This window comes from Actinosynnema pretiosum (assembly GCF_002354875.1).
GTDB lineage: Bacteria > Actinomycetota > Actinomycetes > Mycobacteriales > Pseudonocardiaceae > Actinosynnema > Actinosynnema auranticum.
The window spans coordinates 1,337,135-1,358,620 of record NZ_CP023445.1; the positions used below are offsets into that span (position 1 = coordinate 1,337,135).

Sequence of the window (21,486 nt, forward strand, 5' to 3'; positions counted from 1 at the left end):
CGGGCGACCGCCGGGCCGTCCCGCAAGCGCCCCGCGGGCCGTCCCCGCCGCTGGGCCGATCGGCTGGTTCCCGACCCGTGTCCACACCGGACGGTCGGGGACGCCCGCCCGCTCGACCGCCGGGGACACCCCCGTTCCCCCGCCCGAGGCACCCCGACCGCCGTCCCGCCGCACCCCCTCGCCCGACCGCCGCCCGCCGCCGGACTCCACGCGGACCACCCGGCCCGCCACCGCCCGCCACCACCGGAAACCGCTTTCCGCAGCACCTGACATCACCTCGTGTTTCCCCGGTGTTTCAGTCCTGCTGCCACCTGCTTCGGGGTGATGTCAACCGGGTAAGCCCACGTCAATGATGTGGACCATGGACGAGAGCCGACCCCGCACCTCGCAGCTGCGTCGCACGGGGCCACGCGCCGAGGCCAGGCTCGGCGAGCTGTTCGAGGGCTACCTCGACCCCCGGCGCCCCCACGCGGGCGCGTACGACGAGATGTTCGGCGCCGACGCCTCCGTCCGCCCCGCCTACCGCGCGCTCCACGACTCGATCGCCCCCTCGCGGGCGCCCGAGCTGAACGCCCGCGCCGAGGCCCTCGACCGCGCCTTCGTCGACCAGGGCATCACGTTCTCCCTGTCCGGCCAGGAGCGCCCGTTCCCGCTCGACCTCATCCCCCGCGTCATCACGGCGGGGGAGTGGAGCAAGCTCGAACGCGGCATCGTGCAGCGGGTCCGCGCGCTGGAGATGTTCCTCGCCGACATCTACGGCGACGCGCAGATCGTCCGCGACGGCGTGATCCCGCGCCGCCTCATCACCTCCTGCGAGCACTTCCACCGCGAGGCCGCCCTGGTCAACCCGCCCAACGGCGTGCGCGTGCACGTCTCCGGCGTCGACCTGGTCCGCGACGAGGCGGGCGTGTTCCGGGTGCTGGAGGACAACCTGCGCTCCCCGTCCGGGGTCTCCTACGTGATGGAGAACCGCCGCACCATGGCGCGCGTCTTCCCCGACCTGTTCGCCCAGCACCGGGTCCGCTCGGTCGGCGACTACGCCGTGCACCTGCTGCGCGCCCTGCGCAACGCCGCCGCCCCCAACGCCGCCGACCCGACCGTGGTCGTGCTCACCCCCGGCATCGCGAACTCGGCCTACTTCGAGCACTCCCTGCTGGCCCGCCAGATGGGCGTGGAGCTGGTCGAGGGCCGCGACCTGTTCTGCCGCGACAACTTCGTCTACCTGCGCACCACCGAGGGCGAGCGGCAGGTCGACGTGATCTACCGGCGCATCGACGACACGTTCCTGGACCCGGTGCACTTCCGCCCCGACTCGGTCCTCGGCGTCGCCGGGCTGCTCAACGCCGCCCGCGCGGGCAACGTCGTCATCGCCAACGCGGTCGGCAACGGCGTCGCCGACGACAAGCTCGTCTACACCTACCTGCCGGAGATCCTGGAGTACTACCTGGGTGAGAAGCCGCTGCTGCCCAACGTGGACACCTACCGCTGCTGGCTGCCCGACGAGCGCGGCCACGTGCTCGACTCGCTGGACGAGCTGGTCGTGAAACCCGTCGAGGGCTCCGGCGGTTACGGCATCGTGTTCGGCCCGCAGGCCACCACGCGGGAGCTGAACGCGCTGCGCCGCACCATCCGCGCCAACCCGCGCGGCTGGATCGCGCAGCCGGTGGTGCAGCTGTCGACCGTGCCCACCAAGATCGGCGACCGGCTCGCGCCCCGGCACGTGGACCTGCGGCCGTTCGCGGTCAACGACGGGAACTTCGTGTTCGTGCTGCCCGGCGGCCTCACCCGCGTCGCGCTGCCGGAGGGCAGCCTGATCGTGAACTCCTCGCAGGGCGGCGGCTCCAAGGACACCTGGGTGCTGGCCGCGCGCTCGTCCACCGTGGAGCGCGAGCTGGCCGAGCCGGGGCTGGTGCGGCAGGGCGGCGGCGACTCGCCCGCGGCCGAGCGCGGGCCCGAGCTGACCACCGCCCAGCAGCAGCAACAGCAGCAGCAGTCCACGAAGGAGGCCTGATGCTCGCCCGCAACGCCGAGTCGCTGTACTGGATCGGCCGCTACGTGGAGCGCGCCGACGACACCGCCCGCATCCTCGACGTCTCGGTGCACCAGCTGTTGGAGGACGCCACCATCGACCCGGACAGCACCAGCCGCAGGCTGCTCGCCGTCCTCGGCATCGCCCCACCGGCCGGGCTGAGCCTGGACGTGTGGTCGCTGACCGAGCTGGTCGCCTACTCCGAGGACAACGCCGGGTCCATCGTCGCCTCCGTCAACAGCGCCCGCGAGAACACCAGGGGCGCGCGCGAGGTCGTCTCCACCGAGATGTGGGAGTGCCTCAACGCCATGTACAACGCCGTGGAGGAGCGGCAGGCGTACGCGCGGGCCATGGGGCCGCACGCGTTCTTCGCGTTCGTGGAGGAGCGGGCCGCGATGTTCGCCGGGCTCGCCGACTCCACGATGAGCCGCGACGACGGCTGGCGGTTCCTGGTGCTGGGGCGGTCGGTCGAGCGGGTGGACATGATCGTGCGGCTGCTGCTGTCCCGCGTCGGCGACCGCGCGTCCTCGCCGGGCTGGGTGACCGTGCTGCGCTCGGCCGGGGCCCACGACACCTACCTGCGCACCTACCGGGGCGCGCTGGACGCCGGGCGCGTCGTGCAGTTCCTGCTGCTGGACCGGCTGTTCCCGCGCTCGGTGTTCCACGCGCTGCGGCAGGCCGAGGTGTGCCTCGAGCAGCTCGACCACCAGCCGACCGTGCGCGTCGGGGCGCGCGCCGAGGCGCTGCGGCTGCTCGGGCGGGCCCGCAGCGACCTGGAGTTCCTGCGCCCGCACGACCTGCTGGACGACCTGCCGCGCAGGCTCGCCGCCCTCCAGACCACCGTGCGCGAGGTCGGCGAAGCGGTGTCCCTGCAGTACTTCCACACCGCGCCCTGGGTGGCCTGGACGAACGCCGAGGTGCACTAGATGAGCTGGCGCGTGCGCGTGGTCCACACCACCGGGTACCGGTACGACCTGCCGGTGACCCAGTCCTACAACGAGGCCCGGATGACCCCGCGCGCCGACCGGCGGCAGAACGTGGTGGTGTCCAGGGTGGAGACCACGCCCGCCACCCGCGCCTACCGGTACACCGACTACTGGGGCACCGAGGTGACCTCGTTCGACCTGCACGCGCCGCACGTGGAGCTGAAGGTCGTGGCGTCGTCGGTGGTGGAGACCGGGGGCGAGGAGGAGCCGGTCCGGAGCGCGACGTGGGCGGACCTGCGGGCGGACTCGCTGCTGGACCGGTACACGGAGTTCCTGGGTCCGACGCGGTACGCGCCGGTCGACCGGGAGCTGGCGGCGGTGGCGCGCTCGCTGCGCAAGGGGCGGCAGCCCGCGGACGCGGTGCTCGCGGCGAGCGCGTGGGCCCACGAGCGGCTGCGCTACCAGCCGGGGACGACCGGGGTGCACAGCTCGGCGATCGACGCGCTGCGGGCGGGGGAGGGCGTGTGCCAGGACTTCGCGCACCTGACCCTGGTCCTGCTGCGCGCGATGGGCGTGCCCGCGCGGTACGTGTCGGGCTACCTGCACACCAAGCCTGACGGGGCGGTGCGCGAGACGGTGCACGGCGAGAGCCACGCGTGGGTGGAGGCGTGGACCGGCGGCTGGTGGGGCCACGACCCGACGAACGCGATCCCGGTGGGCCCCAGGCACGTGTGGGTGGCGCACGGCCGTGACTACGCGGACGTGCCACCGCTGAAGGGCATCTACTCGGGCGGGGCGTCGTCGGGTTTGGCGGTGACGGTGGAGATCACGCGGTTGGCGTGAGGGAATTGTTCGGGAATAAAAGGAGCCCCAGGCGCTTGCGAGCAGAGGCGGCACTGGGGCGTTCGAAGGGGACGATACCATTCGCCGGTGTCTTCTGTCGAGGTCGACGAGTCCGTCGTGTGGGGTCTTCTCTCCGAGGCGCGAATGGCTCCTTACTTCGCGAACGCCGGAAATGATCAAGGAAAGGCGCTTGAGCTCTACGAGTGGAGTGCCCGGATCTCGTCCGCCGCTTTCGAGGTCGTCGGCCACGTCGAGGTCCTGCTCCGCAACGCCCTCGACCGCTGCCTGCGTGAGCACTACCGCGAGGACGTGCGGGGAATACCCTGGTTCCTGCTGCCCACGCCCGGTGGGGAGAACGTCGAGACCGCGGTGACGGCTGTTCGCGAGCGGCTTCGGAGGGCTGGTCAGGAGTCCCGCCACCAGATCGTCGCCGGGGTGAACTTCGGCTTCTGGTCGGGCCTGCTGGGCACCAAGTACGAGGACCTGTGGCGGCAGAGCCTGCGGCGCGCGTTCCCGAACTCGTCCGGAAAGCGCAAGGACGTCGCGGTCGCGGTGGAAAGGGTCAGGAAATTTCGGAATCGGATCGCCCACCACGATTCGCTGATGAACGTAGACGTCCCGTTCGAGATCCGAAATGTTCTCGCGCTCGCGTCGTGCATCGACGTGAACGCGGGCAGGTGGCTGGACCGGTGCGGTGGCGTGATGGACGTGTACCGGAAGAAGCCCGTGGTGCTCGCTGACACGGTCGTGGTCCCGGCCAAGCAGGCATGGCCCTTCTACGCGGGGTGCGCCGCGTACGTCTGCGATGCAGGACGGTTCTTCAGGCCGATCGAGAGGCTGGCTTTCTACGCCGACCGGGAGATCAAGGCCGAGGTGCCCGCAGTGCTCCACCGCCGTGACGACGTCGAGTGGACCGAGCGGGAAGCCGCCAGGCTGCGCGCCTCCGGTGACCGTGACGACCGGAAGATCGCCACCGTGATCGAGAAGTCGCTCGAGGACCGGCCGGGTGGGCGCTGCCAGGTCTTCCTGCTGACGACTTCGGGGCACCCGGACCACCGCGAGCTGAGCGCCCCGCTGCCGCACGACGGCGCGGGGCGGGGCTCGGCGTTCGTGCAGCGGCAGCGGTACGTCTCGCTCCACGCGCTGGAGACCGCCACGACGACCGCCGACCTCTAGGCCGGCCCCCCGAACGTCGAAGGGCGGCCCCGAACCGGGGCCGCCCTTCGCTCGAGTCCGGGGACCTACTTCTTCCCCTTCTCCTTCGCGTCGTCCGTGGAGAGCGCGGCCACGAAGGCCTCCTGGGGGACCTCGACCCGCCCGACCATCTTCATGCGCTTCTTGCCCTCCTTCTGCTTCTCCAGCAGCTTGCGCTTGCGGGTGATGTCACCGCCGTAGCACTTCGCCAGCACGTCCTTGCGGATCGCCCTGATCGTCTCGCGCGCGATCACCCGGGACCCCACCGCCGCCTGGATCGGCACCTCGAACTGCTGCCTCGGGATCAGCTCGCGCAGCTTCGTGGCCATCCGCGTGCCGTACCCGTACGCGTGGTCCTTGTGGACGATCGCGCTGAACGCGTCCACCGCCTCGCCCTGCAGCAGGATGTCGACCTTGACCAGCTCGGACTCCTGCTCGCCCGACTCCTCGTAGTCCAGCGACGCGTACCCGCGCGTGCGGGACTTCAGCGCGTCGAAGAAGTCGAAGATGATCTCGCCGAGCGGCAGCGTGTAGCGCAGCTCCACGCGGTCCTCGGACAGGTAGTCCATGCCGCCCAGCTGGCCGCGCTTGGCCTGGCACAGCTCCATGATCGCGCCGATGTAGTCGCTCGGCGCGATGATCGTGCAGCGGGTGACCGGCTCGTACACCTCGGCGCGCTTGCCGTCCGGCCAGTCCGACGGGTTCGTCACCACGTGCTCGGCGCCGTCCTCCATCACGACCCGGTACACCACGTTCGGCGCGGTCGAGATCAGGTCGAGGTCGAACTCGCGCTCCAGGCGGTCGCGGGTGATCTCCAGGTGCAGCAGGCCCAGGAAGCCGCAGCGGAAGCCGAAGCCCAGCGCCGCCGACGTCTCCGGCTCGAAGGTGAGCGCCGCGTCGTTGAGCTGGAGCTTCTCCAGCGCCTCGCGCAGCACCGGGTAGTCCGAGCCGTCCACCGGGTACAGGCCCGAGTACACCATCGGCCTCGGCTCGCGGTAGCCCGCCAGCGGCTCGGTGGCGCCCTTCTTGTCCCAGGTCACGGTGTCGCCGACCTTGGACTGGCGCACGTCCTTCACACCGGTGATCAGGTAGCCGACCTCGCCGACGCCGAGGCCCCTGCTGGGCTTGGGCTCGGGCGAGATGATCCCGACCTCCAGCAGCTCGTGCGTGGCGCCGGTGGACATCATCTTGATCCGCTCGCGCGGGGTGATCTTGCCGTCGACGACCCGGATGTAGGTCACCACGCCCCGGTACGTGTCGTACACCGAGTCGAAGATCATCGCCCTGGCGGGGGCCTCGGCGTCGCCGACGGGGGCGGGCACCTTGCGCACGACCTCGTCCAGCAGGTCGCCGACGCCCAGGCCCGTCTTGGCCGAGACGCGCAGCACCTCGTCCGGCTCGCACCCGACGATGTGGGCGATCTCCTTGGCGTACTTGTCCGGGTCCGCCGCGGGCAGGTCGATCTTGTTCAGCACCGGGATGATGGTGAGGTCGTTCTCCATCGCCAGGTACAGGTTGGCCAGCGTCTGGGCCTCGATGCCCTGCGCGGCGTCCACGAGCAGGACCGCGCCCTCGCACGCCTCCAGCGCGCGGGACACCTCGTAGGTGAAGTCGACGTGACCCGGCGTGTCGATCATGTGCAGGACGTGGTCGGTCCCGTTCACGGCCCACGGCAGGCGCACGTTCTGCGCCTTGATCGTGATGCCGCGCTCGCGCTCGATGTCCATGCGGTCGAGGTACTGCGCGCGCATCGCCCGCTCCTCGACCACGCCGGTGAGCTGCAGCATCCGGTCGGCCAGGGTGGACTTGCCGTGGTCGATGTGCGCGATGATGCAGAAGTTCCGGATGAGCTCCGGAGGCGTGAACGTCTGGTCGGCGAACGTGCTCACTCAGGTTCCTCGCACAAGGAAAAGGACAGGGGGAATCACCCCATTCTCGCACGCCCCGGCCTGGGTGGACCGGGTGCGTGCGGGGGCGGGCGCTTAGGCTCCCGTGGATGTACGCGAACGGAGAGGACCCGAAGCCCGAGCGGGGCGCGGTCCGCGAGGTCTACCGACCCGATCGAGCGGCGAGGCTGGAGTACTCCCCGGAGCTGGACGGCCTCGCCGATCCGGGGGAGATCGTGTGGGCCTGGGTGCCCTACGAGGAGGACGCGAGCCGGGGCAAGGACCGGCCGCTGCTGGTGGTGGGCCGCAACGCGCGCGGCGGGCTGCTGGCGATGATGCTGACCAGCAGGGCGCCGGACCACCCGGCCGAGTTCGACGACCACGTGGAGCTGGGGTCGGGCCGCTGGGACCGCGACGGGCGGCAGTCCTACCTGCGGCTGGACCGGGTGTTCGAGCTGGCCGAGGACGACATCCGCCGGGAGGGCTCGATCCTGGAGCCCGAGCGGTTCTCGCTGGTCGTGGACGCGGTGCGGGAGCGGCACGGCTGGCGCTGACGCCCGCTCGACCTGTCACGCGTTCGACCTGCGGAAAGTCCCCGGAAAGTCCCCGGAAACCCCCAGGAAGTCCCCCGACGAGTCCCCGGAAAAGACGGAAGGGCTCAGGACCACTGTGTCCTGAGCCCTCGTTCTTATCTGACCGGTCAGCGGTAGTGGCGGACCAGGCCGTGCAGCGCCTGCAGGCGGAGCATCGCCTCGAGCTCGCGGGCCTCGTTCGAGGAGTTGCGGGCGAGGACGGCTTCCAGGTCGAGGCGGGCGCTCGGGGTGTCGTAGGCGGCCAGCTCGGTGGCCAGCGCCCTCTCCCGCTTGCGCAGCTCCCGCCGGGTGGCGAAGTAGGTCCGGACGGTCTTGATGGCGTTCATGACACCTTTCGGGTCGGTCTTTCTGTATCGGTTCACCTACTATGATGCCGCACTTCAGGGCATAGATCGAGTGATCTACGCGTGAGTTGCGACGCACTGCCGGGACCCCCGTCAACGGAGCGTGTCCAGCAGGTGTACCGCGCGTGCGTACTTGGCGGCCAGGCGCTCCCTGGTGGCCTCGTCGAGCCTCGCCGTCCGCTCCGGCGAGGTGTTGTCGGCGATGTCCGCGCGCTTGACGACGACGGCCACCGGGTCGGCGACCACCCGCGCCAGGTACGCCTCCTGCGACTCGTCCGGCAGGTGGGTCAGCGCCACGACGGTGGCCACCACCTCGGGCGGGCACCCGGCGGCCAGCAGGTCCTCGGCGGTGACGGGCGTGTCCTCCAGCACGTCGTGCAGCGCCGCCGCCATCCGCGCGTGGTCGCCCTCCACCCGGCCCATCACCCGCAGCGGGTGGCCGAGGTACGGCTGACCCGACTTGTCCACCTGCCCCTCGTGGGCGTTCCGAGCGATCTCCACCGCGTTCTGCACCGTGAAAGCCATGCCCGTGATGGTCACACGTCGTCACGATCCTTGACATCCCACATTGGTCTAGTCCACTTTGGCGGTGCCCGGTCGACCGGCCGGGCGCCCGCTGACCCCACCAACCCCTGCTGAGGTGGCCTGTGGCTGGAAAGACCGCGAGGGCGCTGGGCGCCCTGACCGCGGCGGCGCTGACGATCACCGGGGCGATCCTGCTCGCCCAGGGGAGCGCGTCCGCCGCGAACCTCGTCTCCAACGCCGGGTTCGACACCGGCTCCACCAGCGGCTGGACCTGCTCCGGCAAGTCCTCCGCCGTGACCTCGCCCAAGCGCAGCGGCTCGCACGCGCTGTCCGCGACCCCCGAGGGCTCGGACAACGCCCGCTGCTCCCAGACCGTCCAGGTGCGCCCGAACACCGCCTACTCCCTGTCGGCGTGGGTCCAGGGCAGCTACGTCTACCTGGGCGTGAGCGGCACCGGCGGCGACGACAAGAACACCTGGACGCCCGGCTCCACCGGGTTCTCCGAGCTCAAGCTCGGCTTCACCACCGGCCCGAGCGCCACGACCGCGACGGTCTACCTGCACGGCTGGTACGGCCAGCCGACCTACTACGCCGACGACGTCGTCCTGGACGGCCCCGGCGGCACCCAGCCCACCACCACGACCCCGCCGGTCACCACGACCAAGCCGACCACCACCACGAAGCCGACCACGACCACCACCAAGCCCACCACCACGACGCCGCCGACCACCACGACGTCCAACAACCCCGGCCAGCCCGACCCGGCGCTGCCCAAGCACCTGCTCACCGGGTACTGGCACAACTTCGACAACGGCTCGAAGGCGCTCAGGCTCGCCGACGTGCCGCGCGCCTACGACGTCGTGGCGGTCTCGTTCGCGGACGCCGTCCCGACCAGGCCCGGCGCCGTCTCGTTCACGCTCGACCCCGGCCTCGCGGGCAAGCTCGGCGGCTACACCGACGCCCAGTTCAAGGCGGACGTGAAGACCCTCCAGTCGCGCGGCCAGAAGGTCATCATCTCGGTCGGCGGCGAGCGCGGCACCATCTCCGTCGGCGACTCGACCGCGTCGGCGAACTTCGCGAGCAGCGTCAAGGACCTGGTGGCCTCCTACGGGTTCGACGGCGTGGACGTCGACCTGGAGAACGGCGTCAACGCCACCCACATGGCCCCGGCGCTGCGCGCGATCCACGCGGCGGGCGGCAAGATCATCACGATGGCCCCGCAGACCATCGACATGCAGTCCACCGGGACCGAGTACTTCAAGCTGGCGCTCGCGGTGAAGGACATCCTCACCGTCGTCAACATGCAGTTCTACAACTCCGGCGCGATGCTCGGCTGCGACCAGAAGGTCTACTCCCAGGGCACCGTGGACTTCCTGGTGTCGCTGGCCTGCGTGCAGCTGGAGAACGGGCTGCGGCCCGACCAGGTCGGCCTCGGCCTGCCGTCCTCCGGCTCGGCCGCGGGCGGCGGCTACCAGTCGCCCGCCAACGTCAACGCCGCGCTGGACTGCCTGGCCAGGGGCACGAGCTGCGGGAGCTTCAAGCCCGCGAAGACCTGGCCCGGCATCCGGGGCGCCATGACGTGGTCGATCAACTGGGACGCCACCGCGAACTGGCAGTTCTCGAACACCGTGGCCCCGCACCTCAAGACCCTGCCGTAACGGGGGGCCACCCCGCGGGGAGGGGCGGTGGACCCCGCCCCTCCCCGCGGGCGAGCGCGCCGAACCGGACTAGCCTCCGACCATGCTGCTGGAATCGCTCCCGGTCCCGGTGATCGCCGCCCCGATGGCGGGCGGCCCGTCCACCCCCGAGCTCGTCGCCGCGGTGGGCGGCGCGGGCGGGCTCGGCTTCCTCCCGGCGGGCTACCTGACGCCCGACGCGCTGGCCGACCGCATCGCCCGCACCACCGCGCTGTCCCCCGCGCCGTTCGGCGTCAACCTGTTCGTGCCCGGCCCGGACGGCGGCGTCGAGGAGGCGCGGGCCTACCGGCGGCTGCTGGTCGAGGAGTCCGGCCTGGAGCCGGGCGAGCCGCGCTGGGACGACGACTCCTACCCGGCCAAGCTGGAGCTGCTCCTGGCGCTGCGCGTCCCGGTGGTCTCGTTCACGTTCGGCCTGCCGTCCGCCTCCGACGTCGACCGGCTGCGCGCGGCGGGGACCACCACCGTCGCCACCGTCACCACCCCCGCCGAGGCCGAGCAGGCCGCGCGGGTCGGCGTCGACGCGCTGTGCGTGCAGGGGATCGACGCGGGCGGCCACCGGGGCACCTTCGCCGACGACGGCCGCAGCCCCGGCGGCGGCGAGCTGATCGGCCTGCTCACGGCGTTGCGCCTGGTCGGCGCGCGCGTCTCGCTCCCGCTGATCGCGGCGGGCGGCATCGCGCACGGCGCGGACGTGGCCGCCGTCCTCGCCGCCGGGGCGGTCGCCGCGCAGCTGGGCACCGCGTTCCTGGCCTGCCCCGAGGCGGGCACCGCGCCCGCGCACCGGAAGGCCCTCGCCGAAGGCACCCGCCGCACCGCGCTGACCAGGGCGTTCAGCGGCAGGCCCGCGCGCGGGCTGGTCAACCGGTTCCTCACCGAGCACACCCCGCACGCCCCGGCCGCCTACCCGAGGGTGCACCACCTGACCAAGCCGATCCGCGCGTCCGGCGACCCCGAGCTGATGTCGATGTGGGCCGGGCAGGCGTACCCCCTGGCCCGTTCGGTCCCGGCCGCCCAGCTGGTCGCCGACCTGAACGCGCAGGCCGTCGAGGCGCTCGCGCGGGCCAACGCGCGGATTCGCCCGCTCTAGCGACGCCCGCGCGGTGACAATGTGCCCGTGACGACCGCGCGCGAGTTAGCCGACGACCTGTTCACCCTGGTCCTGACCTCGGACCCGCTGATGGCGACCCTCATCGGGGTGCCGGGGTGGGACGACCGGCTGCCCGACCCGAGCGCCGAGGCCGAGGCCGGGGCCGCGCGCCGGGCGGCCGAGCTGGCCACCCGCGCCGCCGAGGGCGACGACGACCCGATCACCAGGGCCGTCGTCGCCCAGCAGGCCGCGGGCACGGTCGCCAAGCTCGGGGCGCGCCTGGTCGAGCACACCCACGCCGAGGGCTTCAACGCCCCCGTGCCGCTGCTGCTCACCTCGCTGTCCATGGTCAGACCCGCGTCGGGCCAGGGCGAGCTGGACTACCTGGCCCGCCTGCGCGCCGTCCCCGGCTACCTGGAGGCGCTGGCCACCCGCCAGCTCGACTCCGACCGCCGCCCGCTCGCCCACCTCGTCGACGCCGCCGTCACCCGGCTCGACCGCCACCTCGCCGACCCCTCCGGCCCGCTGCGCGTCCCGCCGCTGTCCGCCGGGCCCGCCGCCGAGCGCGAGCGCCTGATCACCGAGCTGGTCGACCCCGCCCTCGCCCGGTACCGGGACGTGCTGCGCGAGCGCGTGGCCCCGCGCGGCCGGAGCGCCGACGAGCCCGGCCTGTGCTGGCTGGCCGACGGCGAGCGGCACTACGCCGGGCTCGTCGCCGCCTACACCACCACCGAGCGCACCGCCCGCGAGCTGCACGAGGTCGGCCTCGGGCTGGTGGCCGAGCTGGACCGCGAGTACGAGGAGATCGGCGCGCGCGTCTTCGGGCCGCTGCCGGGGGCCGACGCGCGCGAGCGGGCCGCCGGGGTCAGGGCCAGGCTGCTCGCCGACCCGGAGCTGCGCTGGACCGACGGCGCGCAGATGGTCGAGCTGGCCCGGCGGGTCCTCGCGCGCGCCGAGCTGGCGGCGGGGGACTGGTTCGGGTCCGTGCCCGCCAAGCGCTGCGCGGTCGCCACCGTGCCCGACGACGAGGCCCCCAACGCGCCGCTGGCCTACTACGTCGACCCGGCCGTGGACGGCAGCAGGCCGGGCACGTACTTCGTCAACACCCACCGGGCGGCCGAGCGGAACCGGGTCAGCGCCGAGGCGGTCGCGTTCCACGAGGGGGTGCCGGGGCACCACTTCCAGATCTCCCTGGCCCAGGAGCTGACCGACCTGCCGCCGCTGCGCCGGTTCGCCGCGTTCGAGGCCTACCTGGAGGGGTGGGGGCTGTACGCGGAGCGGCTGGCCGACGAGATGGGGCTCTACAGCGGCGACCTGGCCCGGTTGGGGATGCTCAGCGCGGACTCGCTGCGCGCCGCCAGGCTCGTGGTCGACACCGGGATGCACGCGCTCGGGTGGACGCGGGAGCGGGCCGTCGAGTACCTGCGGGCGAGCACGGCCGCGCCGGAGGCGGACGTCCAGGCCGAGGTGGACCGGTACATCGAGGCGCCCGCGCAGGCGCTGTCGTACATGGTGGGGCGGCTGGAGATCCAGCGCCTGCGCGGGGTGGCGAGCGACCGGCTCGGGGCCGCGTTCGACATCAGGGCGTTCCACGACCTGGTGCTGCGCGGCGGCCCGCTGCCGCTGGGCGTGCTGGCCGACGTGGTCGACCGGTGGTGCGGGTCAGCCTGAGCCCGGCTCGTTCCGGTCGGCGCTCCGGCCGCCCTGGTCGGCGAGCACCGAGTGCCGCTTGCCGTAGGCGTAGTAGACGACCAGGCCGATGGCGAACCACACCGCGAACCGCAGCCACGTCTCCGGGGCCAGGAAGGTGATCAGCCACAGCGAGAACACCACGCCGACCACCGGCACCACCGGCATCCCCGGCGTGCGGAACGTGCGCGGCAGGTCCGGCCTGCGGTAGCGCAGCACGATCACCGCGACGCACACCACCACGAACGCCAGCAGGATGCCGATGTTGGTCAGCTCGGCGGCCTCGGCGATCGGCAGGAACCCGGCGATCACGGCGGACGCCGCGCCCAGCACCCAGGTGGTGCGGGTGGGGACGTGCTTGGTCGGGTGGGTCTTGGCGAACCAGCGGGGGAGCAGCCCGTCGCGGCTCATCGAGTAGCCGACGCGGGCCGCGCCCATGAGGAACGTGAACAGCACCGTGGTGATGCCCAGGACCGCGCCGACGGAGATGACGATGCCCAGCGCGGGCAGGCCGACGTCGGCGAAGGCGGTGGCGAAGGCGCTCTCGGTGTCCACCTGCGAGTACGGGACCATGCCGGTCAGCACCAGGCAGGCCAGCGCGTACAGCACCATCGAGATGGCCAGGGAGTACAGGATCGCCTTGGGCATGTGCTTGCGCGAGTCGGTGGACTCCTCGGCGGCCGTGCTCATCGCGTCGTAGCCGAAGACGGCGAAGAACACCGTGGCCGCGCCGGTCAGCGCGCCGGAGATCCCGAACGGGAAGAACGGGTTGTAGTTGGCGGTGTCGATGTGGAACGCGCCCACCACCACGACCAGCAGGACCACCGCGACCTTGAGGTAGACGAGGGTGGTCTCGAAGCGGGCGGCGTTCTTCATGCCCTGGTTGAGCACGAACGCGATCAGCAGGCACAGCAGGGCGGCGAACAGGTTCACCTTGTAGCTGCCGGGGGCGGCGTCGCCGGACTCGGTGCCGGGCGCGCCGAGCATCCACTCCGGCAGGTGCAGCCCGAGGAGGCTCAGGAGCTCGTTGAAGTAGCCGGAGATGCCGATCGCGACCACCGCCACGATCGCGGTGTACTCCAGCAGCAGGTCCCAGCCGATGAACCAGCCGACGATCTCCCCGAGCACGGCGTAGCCGTAGGTGTAGGCCGAGCCGGCCTGCGGGATGAGGCCGGCGAACTCGGCGTAGGAGAACGCGGCGGCGGCGCTGGCGATGCCCGCGACGAGGAACGAGATGAGCACGGCGGGTCCCGCGGTCTTGTTGGCGACCGCGCCCGCGAGCGAGAAGATCCCGGCGCCGATGATGCCGCCGACGCCGATGGCGGTGAGCTGCCAGAGACCGAGCGTCCTGGTGAGCCCGCCGCCCTGGTGCGGGCTGTCGCCCTCCAGGACGGGCTTGCGCCGGAAGACGCCCCGCCCCTGTCCGAACCCGCTGTGCGCAGACATCCGCCCGCTCCCTCGTGTTGATCGACCGTGCAGTGGCGGCCGAAGCTACGCGGATCTCGCGGCGGTGAGGACACGCTGGGGCAACGCGGGCCCGCCCGGTCCCGGCCCGGTTCGGGGAGCCGCAGGGAGCGGTGGGGGGTTTGTGGCGAGGTGGGCGGATCAGGGGGGTGCGGGGTCGCGCGGGCGGCGCCCGCCGACCGCTGGCAGTGGCCGCCCGCGCCGTGGCAGAGTGCCCGCATGGCAGCAGAGCAGCTGGTCCGCTACGAGGTTCGGCGCGGGGTCGCGACGGTCGTGCTCGACTCGCCGCGCAACCGCAACGCCCTCTCCGCCCGGCTGCGCCGCGAGCTGCTCGCGCACCTGGTGACCGCGCTGGCCGACGACGCCGTGCGGGTCGTCGTCCTCACCCACACCGGGCCGGTGTTCTGCTCGGGCATGGACCTCAAGGAGGCGCAGGGCGCCGCGTCCGCCGACCAGGGCGTGAACGAGTTCCCCGAGATCCTCAAGACCCTCTGGGCCAGCCCCAAGCCGGTCGTCGCGCGGCTCGCCGGACCGGCGCGCGCGGGCGGGGTCGGGCTGGTCGCCGCCTGCGACGTCGCGGTCGCCGTCGACTCGGCCACGTTCGCGTTCAGCGAGGTGCGCATCGGCGTCGTGCCCGCGATCATCTCCGTCACCGTGCTGCCCCGGCTGTCCAGCCGCGCGGCGCACGAGCTGTTCCTCACCGGCGAGGTGTTCGACGCCGGGCGGGCCGCCCGGATCGGGCTGGTCAACTCGGTCGTCGCCGAAGGCGGGCTGGACGCCGAGGTCGCGCGGTTCACCGACATGCTCGTCCTCGGCGCGCCCGGCGCCCTCGCCGCCACCAAGGCGATGCTCCAGCGCGGGACCGACGTGGACGCGGCGTTCGCGGACATGCTGCGGCTCTCCGCCGCGCACTTCGGCGGCCCGGAGGGGCAGGAGGGCATCGCGGCCCGGCTGGAGAAGCGCAAGCCGGACTGGGTGCCGGAGTAGGCCCGGCCGCCCCCGGCGACCGGGCCCGCCGGTCAGCCCAGGGTGAAGACGGTCTTGCCCGCCGTCTCGCCGTCCAGCATCGCGCGGAAGCCCGCCTCGGCGTCGGCCATCGGCAGGCGGGAGCCGATGTGCGGGCGCAGCCCGTTGCGCTCGCAGAACGCCAGCAGGTCCACCAGCTCGTCCCGCGTGCCCATGGTCGAGCCGACCACCCGCAGCTGGAGGAAGAACAGCCGCTGCAGCTCCACCGCCGACGGGTCGCCGGTGGTCGCGCCGGACACCACGACCACGCCACCGGGCTTGAGCGACTTCATCGAGTGCGACCAGGTCGCCCTGCCGACCGTCTCGAACACCGCGTCCACCCGTTCGGGCAAGCGCGCGCCGCTCTCGAAGGTCGCGTGCGCGCCCAGCGACTCGGCCAGCGCGCGCTTGGCCTCGGTCCGCCCGGTGACCCACACCCGGTACCCGGCGGCGCGCCCCAGCTGCACCAGCGCCGTCGACACCCCGCCGGAGGCGCCCTGCACGAGCATCGTCTGCCCCGGCCGCAGCCCGGACTTCACGAACAGCATCCGGTACGCGGTCAGCCACGCCGTGCCCATGCAGGCGGCCTCGGCGAAGTCCAGGCCGGACGGCTTCGGGATCGCGTTGCGCCGGGGCACCACGACCCAGTCGGCGAACGCGCCCTGGTGCTTCTCGGTCAGCAGCGAGCGGCCGGGGTCCAGGGTCTCGTCGCCGACGTGGTCCGGGCTGCCGATCAGCGAGTGCAGCACCACCTCGGCGCCGTCCTCCAGCACGCCCGCGCCGTCGCAGCCCAGGATCATCGGGAACCGGTCCGCCTTGATCCCGACCCCGCGCAGGGTCCACAGGTCGTGCATGTTCAGGGTGGCCGCGCGCACGGCCACCCGCACCCACCCGTCGGGCGCCTCGGGTTCCGGTCGTTCCCCCACCCGCAGCGCGGCGAGGGGCTGGTCGGGGCTGGGCTCGGCTGCGTAGACGGAGAACATGCCAGCGAACCTACTCAGGCGATCACCCCTCCGGGGGACGGGTCACGCGCTACCCTCGACGGCGATATGGAATCGATCGCGCGCTGGTGGGACGGGGTGGAGCTGTGGCTCGCCCAGCTGCCGTTCTTCCTCCAGTTCCCCCTCGTGATGGCCGTCCTGCTCCCCGCCGCGCTGGGTGTGGCGAGGTTCATCGACCGGGTGGTCGACGAGGCCTCGGCGCGGCTCAGCGGCGACCCGGAGGCCGAGCCCCCGGTGGGCGCGCTGCCCACCGACGTGCGGGAACCCCGCCTCCGCGAGGGCAGGACGCGTTCGTAGGCTGGACGGGTGACTCCCGGTAGGCGCCTCACCGTCGCGCTCGTCGGCCTGATCGCCCTGGTGGTGGTCGGCTACTTCGCGAAGGACCGCGGCAACGACTCGACCCCCGCACCCCCGTCCTCCAGCGCGGGCTCCACGTCGGTGCCCGGCGCGTCGGCGTCCGGCTTCAGCGTGCAGCCGCTGTCGGAGCTGCCCGCGCAGGCCGCCGAGACCTGGAAGCTGATCACCAGCGACGGCCCGTTCCCGTACCCGCGCAACGACGGCGTGGTGTTCCGCAACCGCGAGAAGCTGCTGCCGCAGCACAAGGGCGAGTACTACCGCGAGTACACGGTCCCCACTCCGGGTAGTCGTGACCGGGGGGCGCGCAGGCTGGTGACCGGTCAGGAGGACGAGGTGTACTACACCGCTGACCACTACGAGTCGTTCGTCGTCGTGGACGTGGCCAGGTGACGGCGCGCGCGGTCCGCGAGGCGCAGGAGCGCGGCGCGCACCCGCACGTGCTCGCGGGCGCCGAGATCACCGGCAAGCGCGCGGCGCTGGACGCGATCGCGGCGGCGCTGTCTTTCCCGGACTGGTTCGGGCGCAACCTGGACGCGCTGTACGACTGCCTGGTGGACCTGTCGTGGCTGCCGGAGGGCGAGCACGTGCTGATCTGGCCGCAGCGCGAGGTCTTCGACCGCAAGGACCCGGTGGGCTCGGCGGCGGTGGACTCGGTCCTGCGGGACGCGGCGGAGCAGGGGGCCGAGGGACGCGTGCTGACCGTGGTGTACCCGGCGCCGCTGTAGCGGGACGGGCTGCCGCCACGGCGCGTGGCGTCAGCCCTGGTGAGCGGGTGACGGGGACACTGGTGGCATGAACGAGCAGCCGACCCTCACCGCAGCCGTCCACCGGGAGGAGGACTGGCACGTGGCCCAGTGCCTTGAGGTGGACGTGGCCAGCCAGGGGCGGACCGCAGCCGAAGCGCTGGCGAACCTCGCCGAGGCGGTGGAGCTGTACCTCGAAGAACGTTCCCGCTCCGGCCCGAGCGGGGACGGCGAACGGGGCGGAGCTAAGTGAAGGAAAAACGGTAACTTCGGGTCTTGAGCCGCAGGTCAGGAAGTGTCTTCCCCGCGCGGGCGGGGGTGTTCCGCCGGACTCATGGAGCGCGGCGGCGAGGAAGCCGTCTTCCCCGCGCGAGCGGGGGTGCTCCGAACCCGCAGGGGGTGGAGGAGACCCAGCGCGCGTCTTTCCCGCGCGGGCGGGGACTATCTAATCGCTGGATAACCAGTGTTATCCAGCGTCCTCCGCCACCCCTCACGCGATCGCCGTCACCCTCCCCGCCGCCCGCACCCGAGCCCCCGCGTACCGGTGCAGCACCAGCTCCGCCACCTCCGGGTCCGCGCCCAGCGGGGCCGCGACCACCGCGTCCGCGCCCACCAACCCCGTCACCCGGTCCGGCAGCAGGCCCGGCGCCAGGAACCACGACGCCACCGCCACGCGCCTCGCGCCCGCCGCGCGCAGCCTGGCCGCCGCCACGGCCGCGTCCGGCGCGGCGCTCGCCGCGAACGCCGGTTCCACGCCCGCCCAGCCCGCGCCCGCCGCCCAGCGGCGCGCCGTCGCGCGCACCACGGCGTTCGCCCGCGCGTGCGAGGACCCCGCCGCCGCGAGCACCACGCCCCACGACGGGTCCCCGAAGCCGACCCCGGCCTCGGCCAGCCGCCTCAGCGCCGCCGACTCCAGCCTCGGGTCCGGGCCCAGCACGTCCGCGATCGCCACGTCCAGCCCGAGCACCGCCGCCTCCGCCACGGCGCTCGGCACGTCCACCCGCGCGTGGTACGCCCGCCCCAGCAGCAGCGGCACCACCACCGCCTCCCGGTGGCCGTCCGCGCGGACCGCCCGCAGCACGTCCGGCAGCCTCGGTGCGGACAGCTCCAGGAACGACGCCCGCACGTCCAGCTCCGGCCGCAGCGCCCGCACCACGCCGAGCAGCTCGTTCACCACCGCCGCCGACCTCGGGTCCCGGCTCCCGTGCGCCACCGCCACGAGCGCGCTCACGCCAGCGCCCCCGTCAGCCCGCGCGCCCGCAGCACCGCCCGCTCCAGCGGCCGGAACAGCAGCAGCTCGATCCCCACGCCGACCAGCAGGATCAGGAAGATCGCCGCGATCACCATCGAGATGTCGTTCAGCGACGCCCCGTTGTGCAGGTACTGCCCCAGCCCCTCGCCCAGCTGCGGCGAGGTGGCGATGATCTCGGCCGCCATCAGCGACCGCCACGAGAACGCCCACCCCTGCTTCAACCCGGCCAGGTAACCGGGCAGCGCGGCGGGCAGCAGGATGTGCCGCGCGGACGCCAGCCGTCCCGCCCCCAGCGCCTGCCCGACCCTCGGCAGCAGCGGCGGCACCTGGTCGATGCCCGCCACCAGGCCGTTCGCGATCGACGGCACCGAGCCCATCAGCACCACGAAGTAGATCGTCGCCGGGGTCGCCCCGAACCACAGGATGCCCGCGGGCACCCACGCCACCGACGGCAGGCTCTGCAACCCCGACAGCAGCGACCCGATCGCCGCCCGCACCAGCCGCACCTTCGCGATCAGCAGCCCCAGCGGCGTCGCGATCACCACCGCCGCCAGGAACCCCAGCACCGCCCGGTGCACCGACGTCCACAGCACCTCGGCGGCCCGCCCGGTGCGCACCGCCTCCGCCACCGCGCCCCACACCGACAGCGGCGACGGCAGCCGGTACTCCGGCCACAGCGCCGCCGCCCACAGCGCCTGCCACACCACGAGCAGCAGCGCGAACGCCACCAGCGGCGGCAGGGCGGTGCGCGCCACCCTGCGCCACACCGACGGCGGGCGCTCCCCGATCGGGGTGTCCAGCGCGTCCAGACCGGCCCCGACCGCCGCCAGGTCAGCGGTCGACCGCGCCCCGCCCGGCGAACCGGACCCGGAGGACCCAGGCCCGGAAGACCCGGAAGGCCCGGACCCGGAGGCCCCCGACGGCTCTTCGACCTCAGGCTGCCGCGTGACCACTGATCACCTCCCGCAGCCGCCCCGTGACGTCCTCGATCAGCTCGGCCGGGTCCCGCCCCTCGACGGCCCACTCCCGCACGATCCGCCCCGGCCGCGAGGACAGCAGCACCACCCGCTGCCCCAGCCGCACCGCCTCGCGCACGTCGTGCGTCACGAACAGCACCGCCGTGCCGGTCTCCCGCCACACGCGGGCCAGCTCGGACTGGAGCACGTCCCGCGTGATGGCGTCCAGCGCCGCGAACGGCTCGTCCATCAGCAGCAGCCCCGGCGCACCGCCGTCGGCGCTGCCCTGGGTGGACGCCAGCGCCCTGGCCAGCGCCACCCGCTGCCGCATCCCGCCGGACAGCTCGTGCGGGCGCTTGCGCCCGACCCCGGACAGCCGCACCAGCTCCAGCAGCTCCCCGGCCCGCGCCCGCCGCTCCCCGCGCCGCACCCCGGCCAGCCGCAGCGGCAGCTCCACGTTCCGCTCCGCCGTCAGCCACGGCATCAGCGCGGCCTCCTGGAACATCACCGCGGGCCGGGACGTGGTCAGCCCGATCCGGCCGGACGTGGGCGCGTCCAGCCCGGCCACCAGGTTCAGCAGCGTGGACTTGCCGCAGCCCGACGCGCCCAGCAGGCAGACGAACTCACCGGGCGCCACCTGCAGGTCGACCCCGTCGAGGGCGACCACGGCGTGCTGCCCGGTCCCGAACTCCTTGCGCACCCCGGTCAGGGTGACGGCCGCGTCGACGCCGGATCGCGGCGCCGTGGTGCCGAGCGTGGCGGTCATGGTGTGCCTGCCTTCCTCGTGGGGCCCTCGCTACTTCCGGTCCAGGCCCGCGGCGTCCACGGCGGGCTCACCGGCGGCCTTCAGCACCTCGTTGAGGGGCCCGAAGTCGGCCAGCCCCGCCACGTCCGCGGCCTCCTTGGCCACGCCCGCCGTCACCGCGTCCTCCGCGAGCTGCGGGAACGCCGAGGCCTGCGGGTCCAGGGTCAGCTCGATGCCCTCGAACGCCCGGTTCAGCACCGGCTCGCCCAGCGCCTTGCCGGTCAGCTTCTTCAGCGCCTCGTTCACGGTGGTCTTGGCGCCCGCCGCGTCGTCCCGCGCGTACTTCGTCGCGGCGAGGTGCCCGCGCAGCAGCGCCTGCACGGTCTGCGGGTGCTCCTGCAGGAACTCCGTGCGCACGATCAGCACCGTGGTCGGGAACTTCCCGCCCTCCCACAGGGTCTTCTCGTCCAGCAGCACCTTCGCGCCCGCGTCGACCACCAGCCGCGAGGACCACGGCTCCGGCGCCCACGCGCCCTGCACCCCGCCGGAGCGGAACAGGTCCAGGCTCTGCGAGTTCTCGGTGTTGGTCACGTTGACCTGGTCGGGGCCCGCGCCGATGGCCAGCCCCTGGTCGGACAGCCACTTCTTCAGCGCCACGTCCTGGGTGTTCGCCAGCTGCGGGGTGGTGATGACCTTGCCCTTGAGGTCCTGCGGGGAGGTGATCTCCGGCTTGACCACGAGCTGCGCGCCGCCCGAGGTGGCCCCGGCGATCAGCTTCACCGCCTCCCCGCCGGACTTGGCGTAGGCGTTGATCGCCGGGCCGGACCCGATGAACGTCGCGTCCAGCGACTCGCCCAGCAGCGCGTTCACCGCCTCGGGCCCGGCGTTGAAGGTCTGCGTGGTCAGCTTGGTCGAGCCCAGCTCCCGCTCGAACAGCCCCCGCTCCACGCCGATCAGCGCGGACGCGTGGGTGACGTTCGGGAAGTAGCCCAGCCGCAGCTCGGCGGCGGCCCCCTGGTCGGCGGCGGGCGCGCTCTCCTCGGCGCGCTCGGCGCGGGAGCAGCCGGTCGCGACGGCCAGGGCCGCGAGCAGGACTGCGGTGGTCTTCACGGCGCGGCGGTGTGCTCTCAAGGGAGGGGAACCTTTCGGG

The 21,486-nt window shown here is 73.0% G+C and carries 22 protein-coding genes; 13 read left to right on the plus strand and 9 right to left on the minus strand.

All coding sequences use genetic code 11. The features are described from left to right. Positions 1-361 precede the first annotated feature (361 nt). The 4 genes from CNX65_RS06045 to CNX65_RS06060 all read left to right on the plus strand — a co-directional run bounded on the left by CNX65_RS06045 (position 362) and on the right by CNX65_RS06060 (position 4,974). Complete coding sequence (locus CNX65_RS06045) at positions 362-2,011, plus strand: circularly permuted type 2 ATP-grasp protein (protein ID WP_232519717.1); 1,650 nt, start codon at positions 362-364, stop codon at positions 2,009-2,011. Next, positions 2,011-2,955, plus strand: a complete 945-nt coding sequence (locus CNX65_RS06050; RefSeq protein ID WP_096491878.1) for an alpha-E domain-containing protein — start codon at positions 2,011-2,013, stop codon at positions 2,953-2,955. Before CNX65_RS06045 ends, CNX65_RS06050 begins: the two co-directional genes overlap by 1 nt. Continuing rightward, positions 2,956-3,798 carry a transglutaminase family protein gene (locus CNX65_RS06055; RefSeq protein ID WP_096491879.1) on the plus strand — a complete coding sequence of 281 codons (843 nt, stop codon included), beginning with the start codon at positions 2,956-2,958 and terminating at the stop codon, positions 3,796-3,798. 87 nt (positions 3,799-3,885) lie between these two features. Beyond that, on the plus strand, positions 3,886-4,974 hold the full coding sequence (locus tag CNX65_RS06060) for a hypothetical protein (RefSeq protein WP_232519718.1): 1,089 nt from the start codon (positions 3,886-3,888) through the stop codon (positions 4,972-4,974). 65 nt (positions 4,975-5,039) lie between these two features. Here the strand turns inward: CNX65_RS06060 and lepA are convergent, their stop codons facing one another. Further along, a complete protein-coding gene (lepA, locus tag CNX65_RS06065) occupies positions 5,040-6,881 on the minus strand; it encodes a translation elongation factor 4 (protein ID WP_096491880.1) in 1,842 nt (613 codons plus the stop codon). Between the two features lie 107 nt (positions 6,882-6,988). On the opposite strand from lepA, the gene CNX65_RS06070 reads away from it, so the two are divergent. Next, complete coding sequence (locus tag CNX65_RS06070; protein WP_096491881.1) at positions 6,989-7,432, plus strand: type II toxin-antitoxin system PemK/MazF family toxin; 444 nt, start codon at positions 6,989-6,991, stop codon at positions 7,430-7,432. Between the two features lie 146 nt (positions 7,433-7,578). On the opposite strand, the gene CNX65_RS06075 is transcribed toward CNX65_RS06070, so the two are convergent. Both CNX65_RS06075 and CNX65_RS06080 read right to left on the minus strand, forming a co-directional pair. Continuing rightward, entirely contained in the window at positions 7,579-7,797 is a 219-nt protein-coding gene (locus CNX65_RS06075; protein ID WP_015800060.1) for a hypothetical protein, read from the minus strand. 111 nt (positions 7,798-7,908) lie between these two features. Beyond that, entirely contained in the window at positions 7,909-8,340 is a 432-nt protein-coding gene (locus CNX65_RS06080) for an HD domain-containing protein (protein ID WP_096497638.1), read from the minus strand. Between the two features lie 122 nt (positions 8,341-8,462). Here CNX65_RS06080 and CNX65_RS06085 point away from each other — a divergent pair, with 122 nt between their 5' ends. From CNX65_RS06085 to CNX65_RS06095, 3 genes are all read left to right on the plus strand, one after another. Beyond that, positions 8,463-9,998, plus strand: a complete 1,536-nt coding sequence (locus CNX65_RS06085; protein ID WP_096491882.1) for a chitinase — start codon at positions 8,463-8,465, stop codon at positions 9,996-9,998. An 85-nt stretch (positions 9,999-10,083) separates the two neighbouring features. Next, positions 10,084-11,124: a nitronate monooxygenase gene (locus CNX65_RS06090; RefSeq protein WP_096497639.1), complete on the plus strand. Its 1,041-nt coding sequence runs from the start codon at positions 10,084-10,086 to the stop codon at positions 11,122-11,124. A gap of 27 nt (positions 11,125-11,151) precedes the next feature. After that, positions 11,152-12,795, plus strand: coding sequence for a DUF885 domain-containing protein (locus CNX65_RS06095; protein ID WP_177154532.1), 1,644 nt, complete (start codon positions 11,152-11,154; stop codon positions 12,793-12,795). On the opposite strand, the gene CNX65_RS06100 is transcribed toward CNX65_RS06095, so the two are convergent. Continuing rightward, positions 12,787-14,259, minus strand: coding sequence for an amino acid permease (locus CNX65_RS06100; protein ID WP_096491883.1), 1,473 nt, complete (start codon positions 14,257-14,259; stop codon positions 12,787-12,789). The two genes, CNX65_RS06095 and CNX65_RS06100, sit on opposite strands and share 9 nt — an antisense overlap. 237 nt (positions 14,260-14,496) lie before the next feature. Here CNX65_RS06100 and CNX65_RS06105 point away from each other — a divergent pair, with 237 nt between their 5' ends. Further along, positions 14,497-15,264 (plus strand): enoyl-CoA hydratase-related protein, encoded by a 768-nt coding sequence (locus CNX65_RS06105; RefSeq protein ID WP_096491884.1) that lies wholly within the window; start codon positions 14,497-14,499, stop codon positions 15,262-15,264. Positions 15,265-15,296: 32 nt separating this feature from the next. Here the strand turns inward: CNX65_RS06105 and CNX65_RS06110 are convergent, their stop codons facing one another. Continuing rightward, entirely contained in the window at positions 15,297-16,265 is a 969-nt protein-coding gene (locus CNX65_RS06110; protein ID WP_096491885.1) for a zinc-binding dehydrogenase, read from the minus strand. A gap of 66 nt (positions 16,266-16,331) precedes the next feature. On the opposite strand from CNX65_RS06110, the gene CNX65_RS06115 reads away from it, so the two are divergent. From CNX65_RS06115 to CNX65_RS06130, 4 genes are all read left to right on the plus strand, one after another. Continuing rightward, positions 16,332-16,580 (plus strand): hypothetical protein, encoded by a 249-nt coding sequence (locus tag CNX65_RS06115; RefSeq protein WP_015800068.1) that lies wholly within the window; start codon positions 16,332-16,334, stop codon positions 16,578-16,580. A gap of 9 nt (positions 16,581-16,589) precedes the next feature. Then, positions 16,590-17,030 carry a ribonuclease domain-containing protein gene (locus CNX65_RS06120; protein ID WP_096491886.1) on the plus strand — a complete coding sequence of 147 codons (441 nt, stop codon included), beginning with the start codon at positions 16,590-16,592 and terminating at the stop codon, positions 17,028-17,030. Further along, positions 17,027-17,365, plus strand: a complete 339-nt coding sequence (locus CNX65_RS06125) for a barstar family protein (protein ID WP_096491887.1) — start codon at positions 17,027-17,029, stop codon at positions 17,363-17,365. The genes CNX65_RS06120 and CNX65_RS06125 overlap by 4 nt, the downstream gene beginning before the upstream one ends. 67 nt (positions 17,366-17,432) lie before the next feature. Then, the gene (locus CNX65_RS06130) at positions 17,433-17,636 is read left to right on the plus strand and encodes a type II toxin-antitoxin system HicB family antitoxin (protein ID WP_096491888.1); all 204 of its coding nucleotides are present in this window, start codon (positions 17,433-17,435) and stop codon (positions 17,634-17,636) included. A gap of 237 nt (positions 17,637-17,873) precedes the next feature. Here the strand turns inward: CNX65_RS06130 and CNX65_RS06135 are convergent, their stop codons facing one another. The 4 genes from CNX65_RS06135 to CNX65_RS06150 form a co-directional block, all read right to left on the minus strand. Beyond that, positions 17,874-18,614, minus strand: coding sequence for a sirohydrochlorin chelatase (locus tag CNX65_RS06135; RefSeq protein ID WP_177154533.1), 741 nt, complete (start codon positions 18,612-18,614; stop codon positions 17,874-17,876). Continuing rightward, complete coding sequence (locus tag CNX65_RS06140; RefSeq protein ID WP_096497642.1) at positions 18,611-19,465, minus strand: ABC transporter permease; 855 nt, start codon at positions 19,463-19,465, stop codon at positions 18,611-18,613. Before CNX65_RS06140 ends, CNX65_RS06135 begins: the two co-directional genes overlap by 4 nt. Positions 19,466-19,568: 103 nt before the next feature. Continuing rightward, positions 19,569-20,357 carry an ABC transporter ATP-binding protein gene (locus tag CNX65_RS06145; RefSeq protein WP_096491889.1) on the minus strand — a complete coding sequence of 263 codons (789 nt, stop codon included), beginning with the start codon at positions 20,355-20,357 and terminating at the stop codon, positions 19,569-19,571. 30 nt (positions 20,358-20,387) lie between these two features. Next, positions 20,388-21,467, minus strand: coding sequence for an ABC transporter substrate-binding protein (locus CNX65_RS06150; RefSeq protein ID WP_218181579.1), 1,080 nt, complete (start codon positions 21,465-21,467; stop codon positions 20,388-20,390). Positions 21,468-21,486: the final 19 nt, after the last annotated feature.

What these genes read in the sequence shown, in the direction of transcription:
- CNX65_RS06055 (WP_096491879.1), top strand. Translation starts at nt 2,956, where the DNA reads ATGAGCTGGCGCGTGCGCGTGGTCCACACCACCGGGTACCGGTACGAC.
- CNX65_RS06070 (WP_096491881.1), top strand. Translation starts at nt 6,989, where the DNA reads ATGTACGCGAACGGAGAGGACCCGAAGCCCGAGCGGGGCGCGGTCCGC.
- CNX65_RS06115 (WP_015800068.1), top strand. Translation starts at nt 16,332, where the DNA reads ATGGAATCGATCGCGCGCTGGTGGGACGGGGTGGAGCTGTGGCTCGCC.
- CNX65_RS06080 (WP_096497638.1), bottom strand. Translation starts at nt 8,340, where the DNA reads ATGGCTTTCACGGTGCAGAACGCGGTGGAGATCGCTCGGAACGCCCAC.
- CNX65_RS06130 (WP_096491888.1), top strand. Translation starts at nt 17,433, where the DNA reads ATGAACGAGCAGCCGACCCTCACCGCAGCCGTCCACCGGGAGGAGGAC.
- CNX65_RS06100 (WP_096491883.1), bottom strand. Translation starts at nt 14,259, where the DNA reads ATGTCTGCGCACAGCGGGTTCGGACAGGGGCGGGGCGTCTTCCGGCGC.
- CNX65_RS06045 (WP_232519717.1), top strand. Translation starts at nt 362, where the DNA reads ATGGACGAGAGCCGACCCCGCACCTCGCAGCTGCGTCGCACGGGGCCA.
- CNX65_RS06110 (WP_096491885.1), bottom strand. Translation starts at nt 16,265, where the DNA reads ATGTTCTCCGTCTACGCAGCCGAGCCCAGCCCCGACCAGCCCCTCGCC.
- CNX65_RS06050 (WP_096491878.1), top strand. Translation starts at nt 2,011, where the DNA reads ATGCTCGCCCGCAACGCCGAGTCGCTGTACTGGATCGGCCGCTACGTG.
- CNX65_RS06145 (WP_096491889.1), bottom strand. Translation starts at nt 20,357, where the DNA reads ATGACCGCCACGCTCGGCACCACGGCGCCGCGATCCGGCGTCGACGCG.
- CNX65_RS06075 (WP_015800060.1), bottom strand. Translation starts at nt 7,797, where the DNA reads ATGAACGCCATCAAGACCGTCCGGACCTACTTCGCCACCCGGCGGGAG.
- CNX65_RS06105 (WP_096491884.1), top strand. Translation starts at nt 14,497, where the DNA reads ATGGCAGCAGAGCAGCTGGTCCGCTACGAGGTTCGGCGCGGGGTCGCG.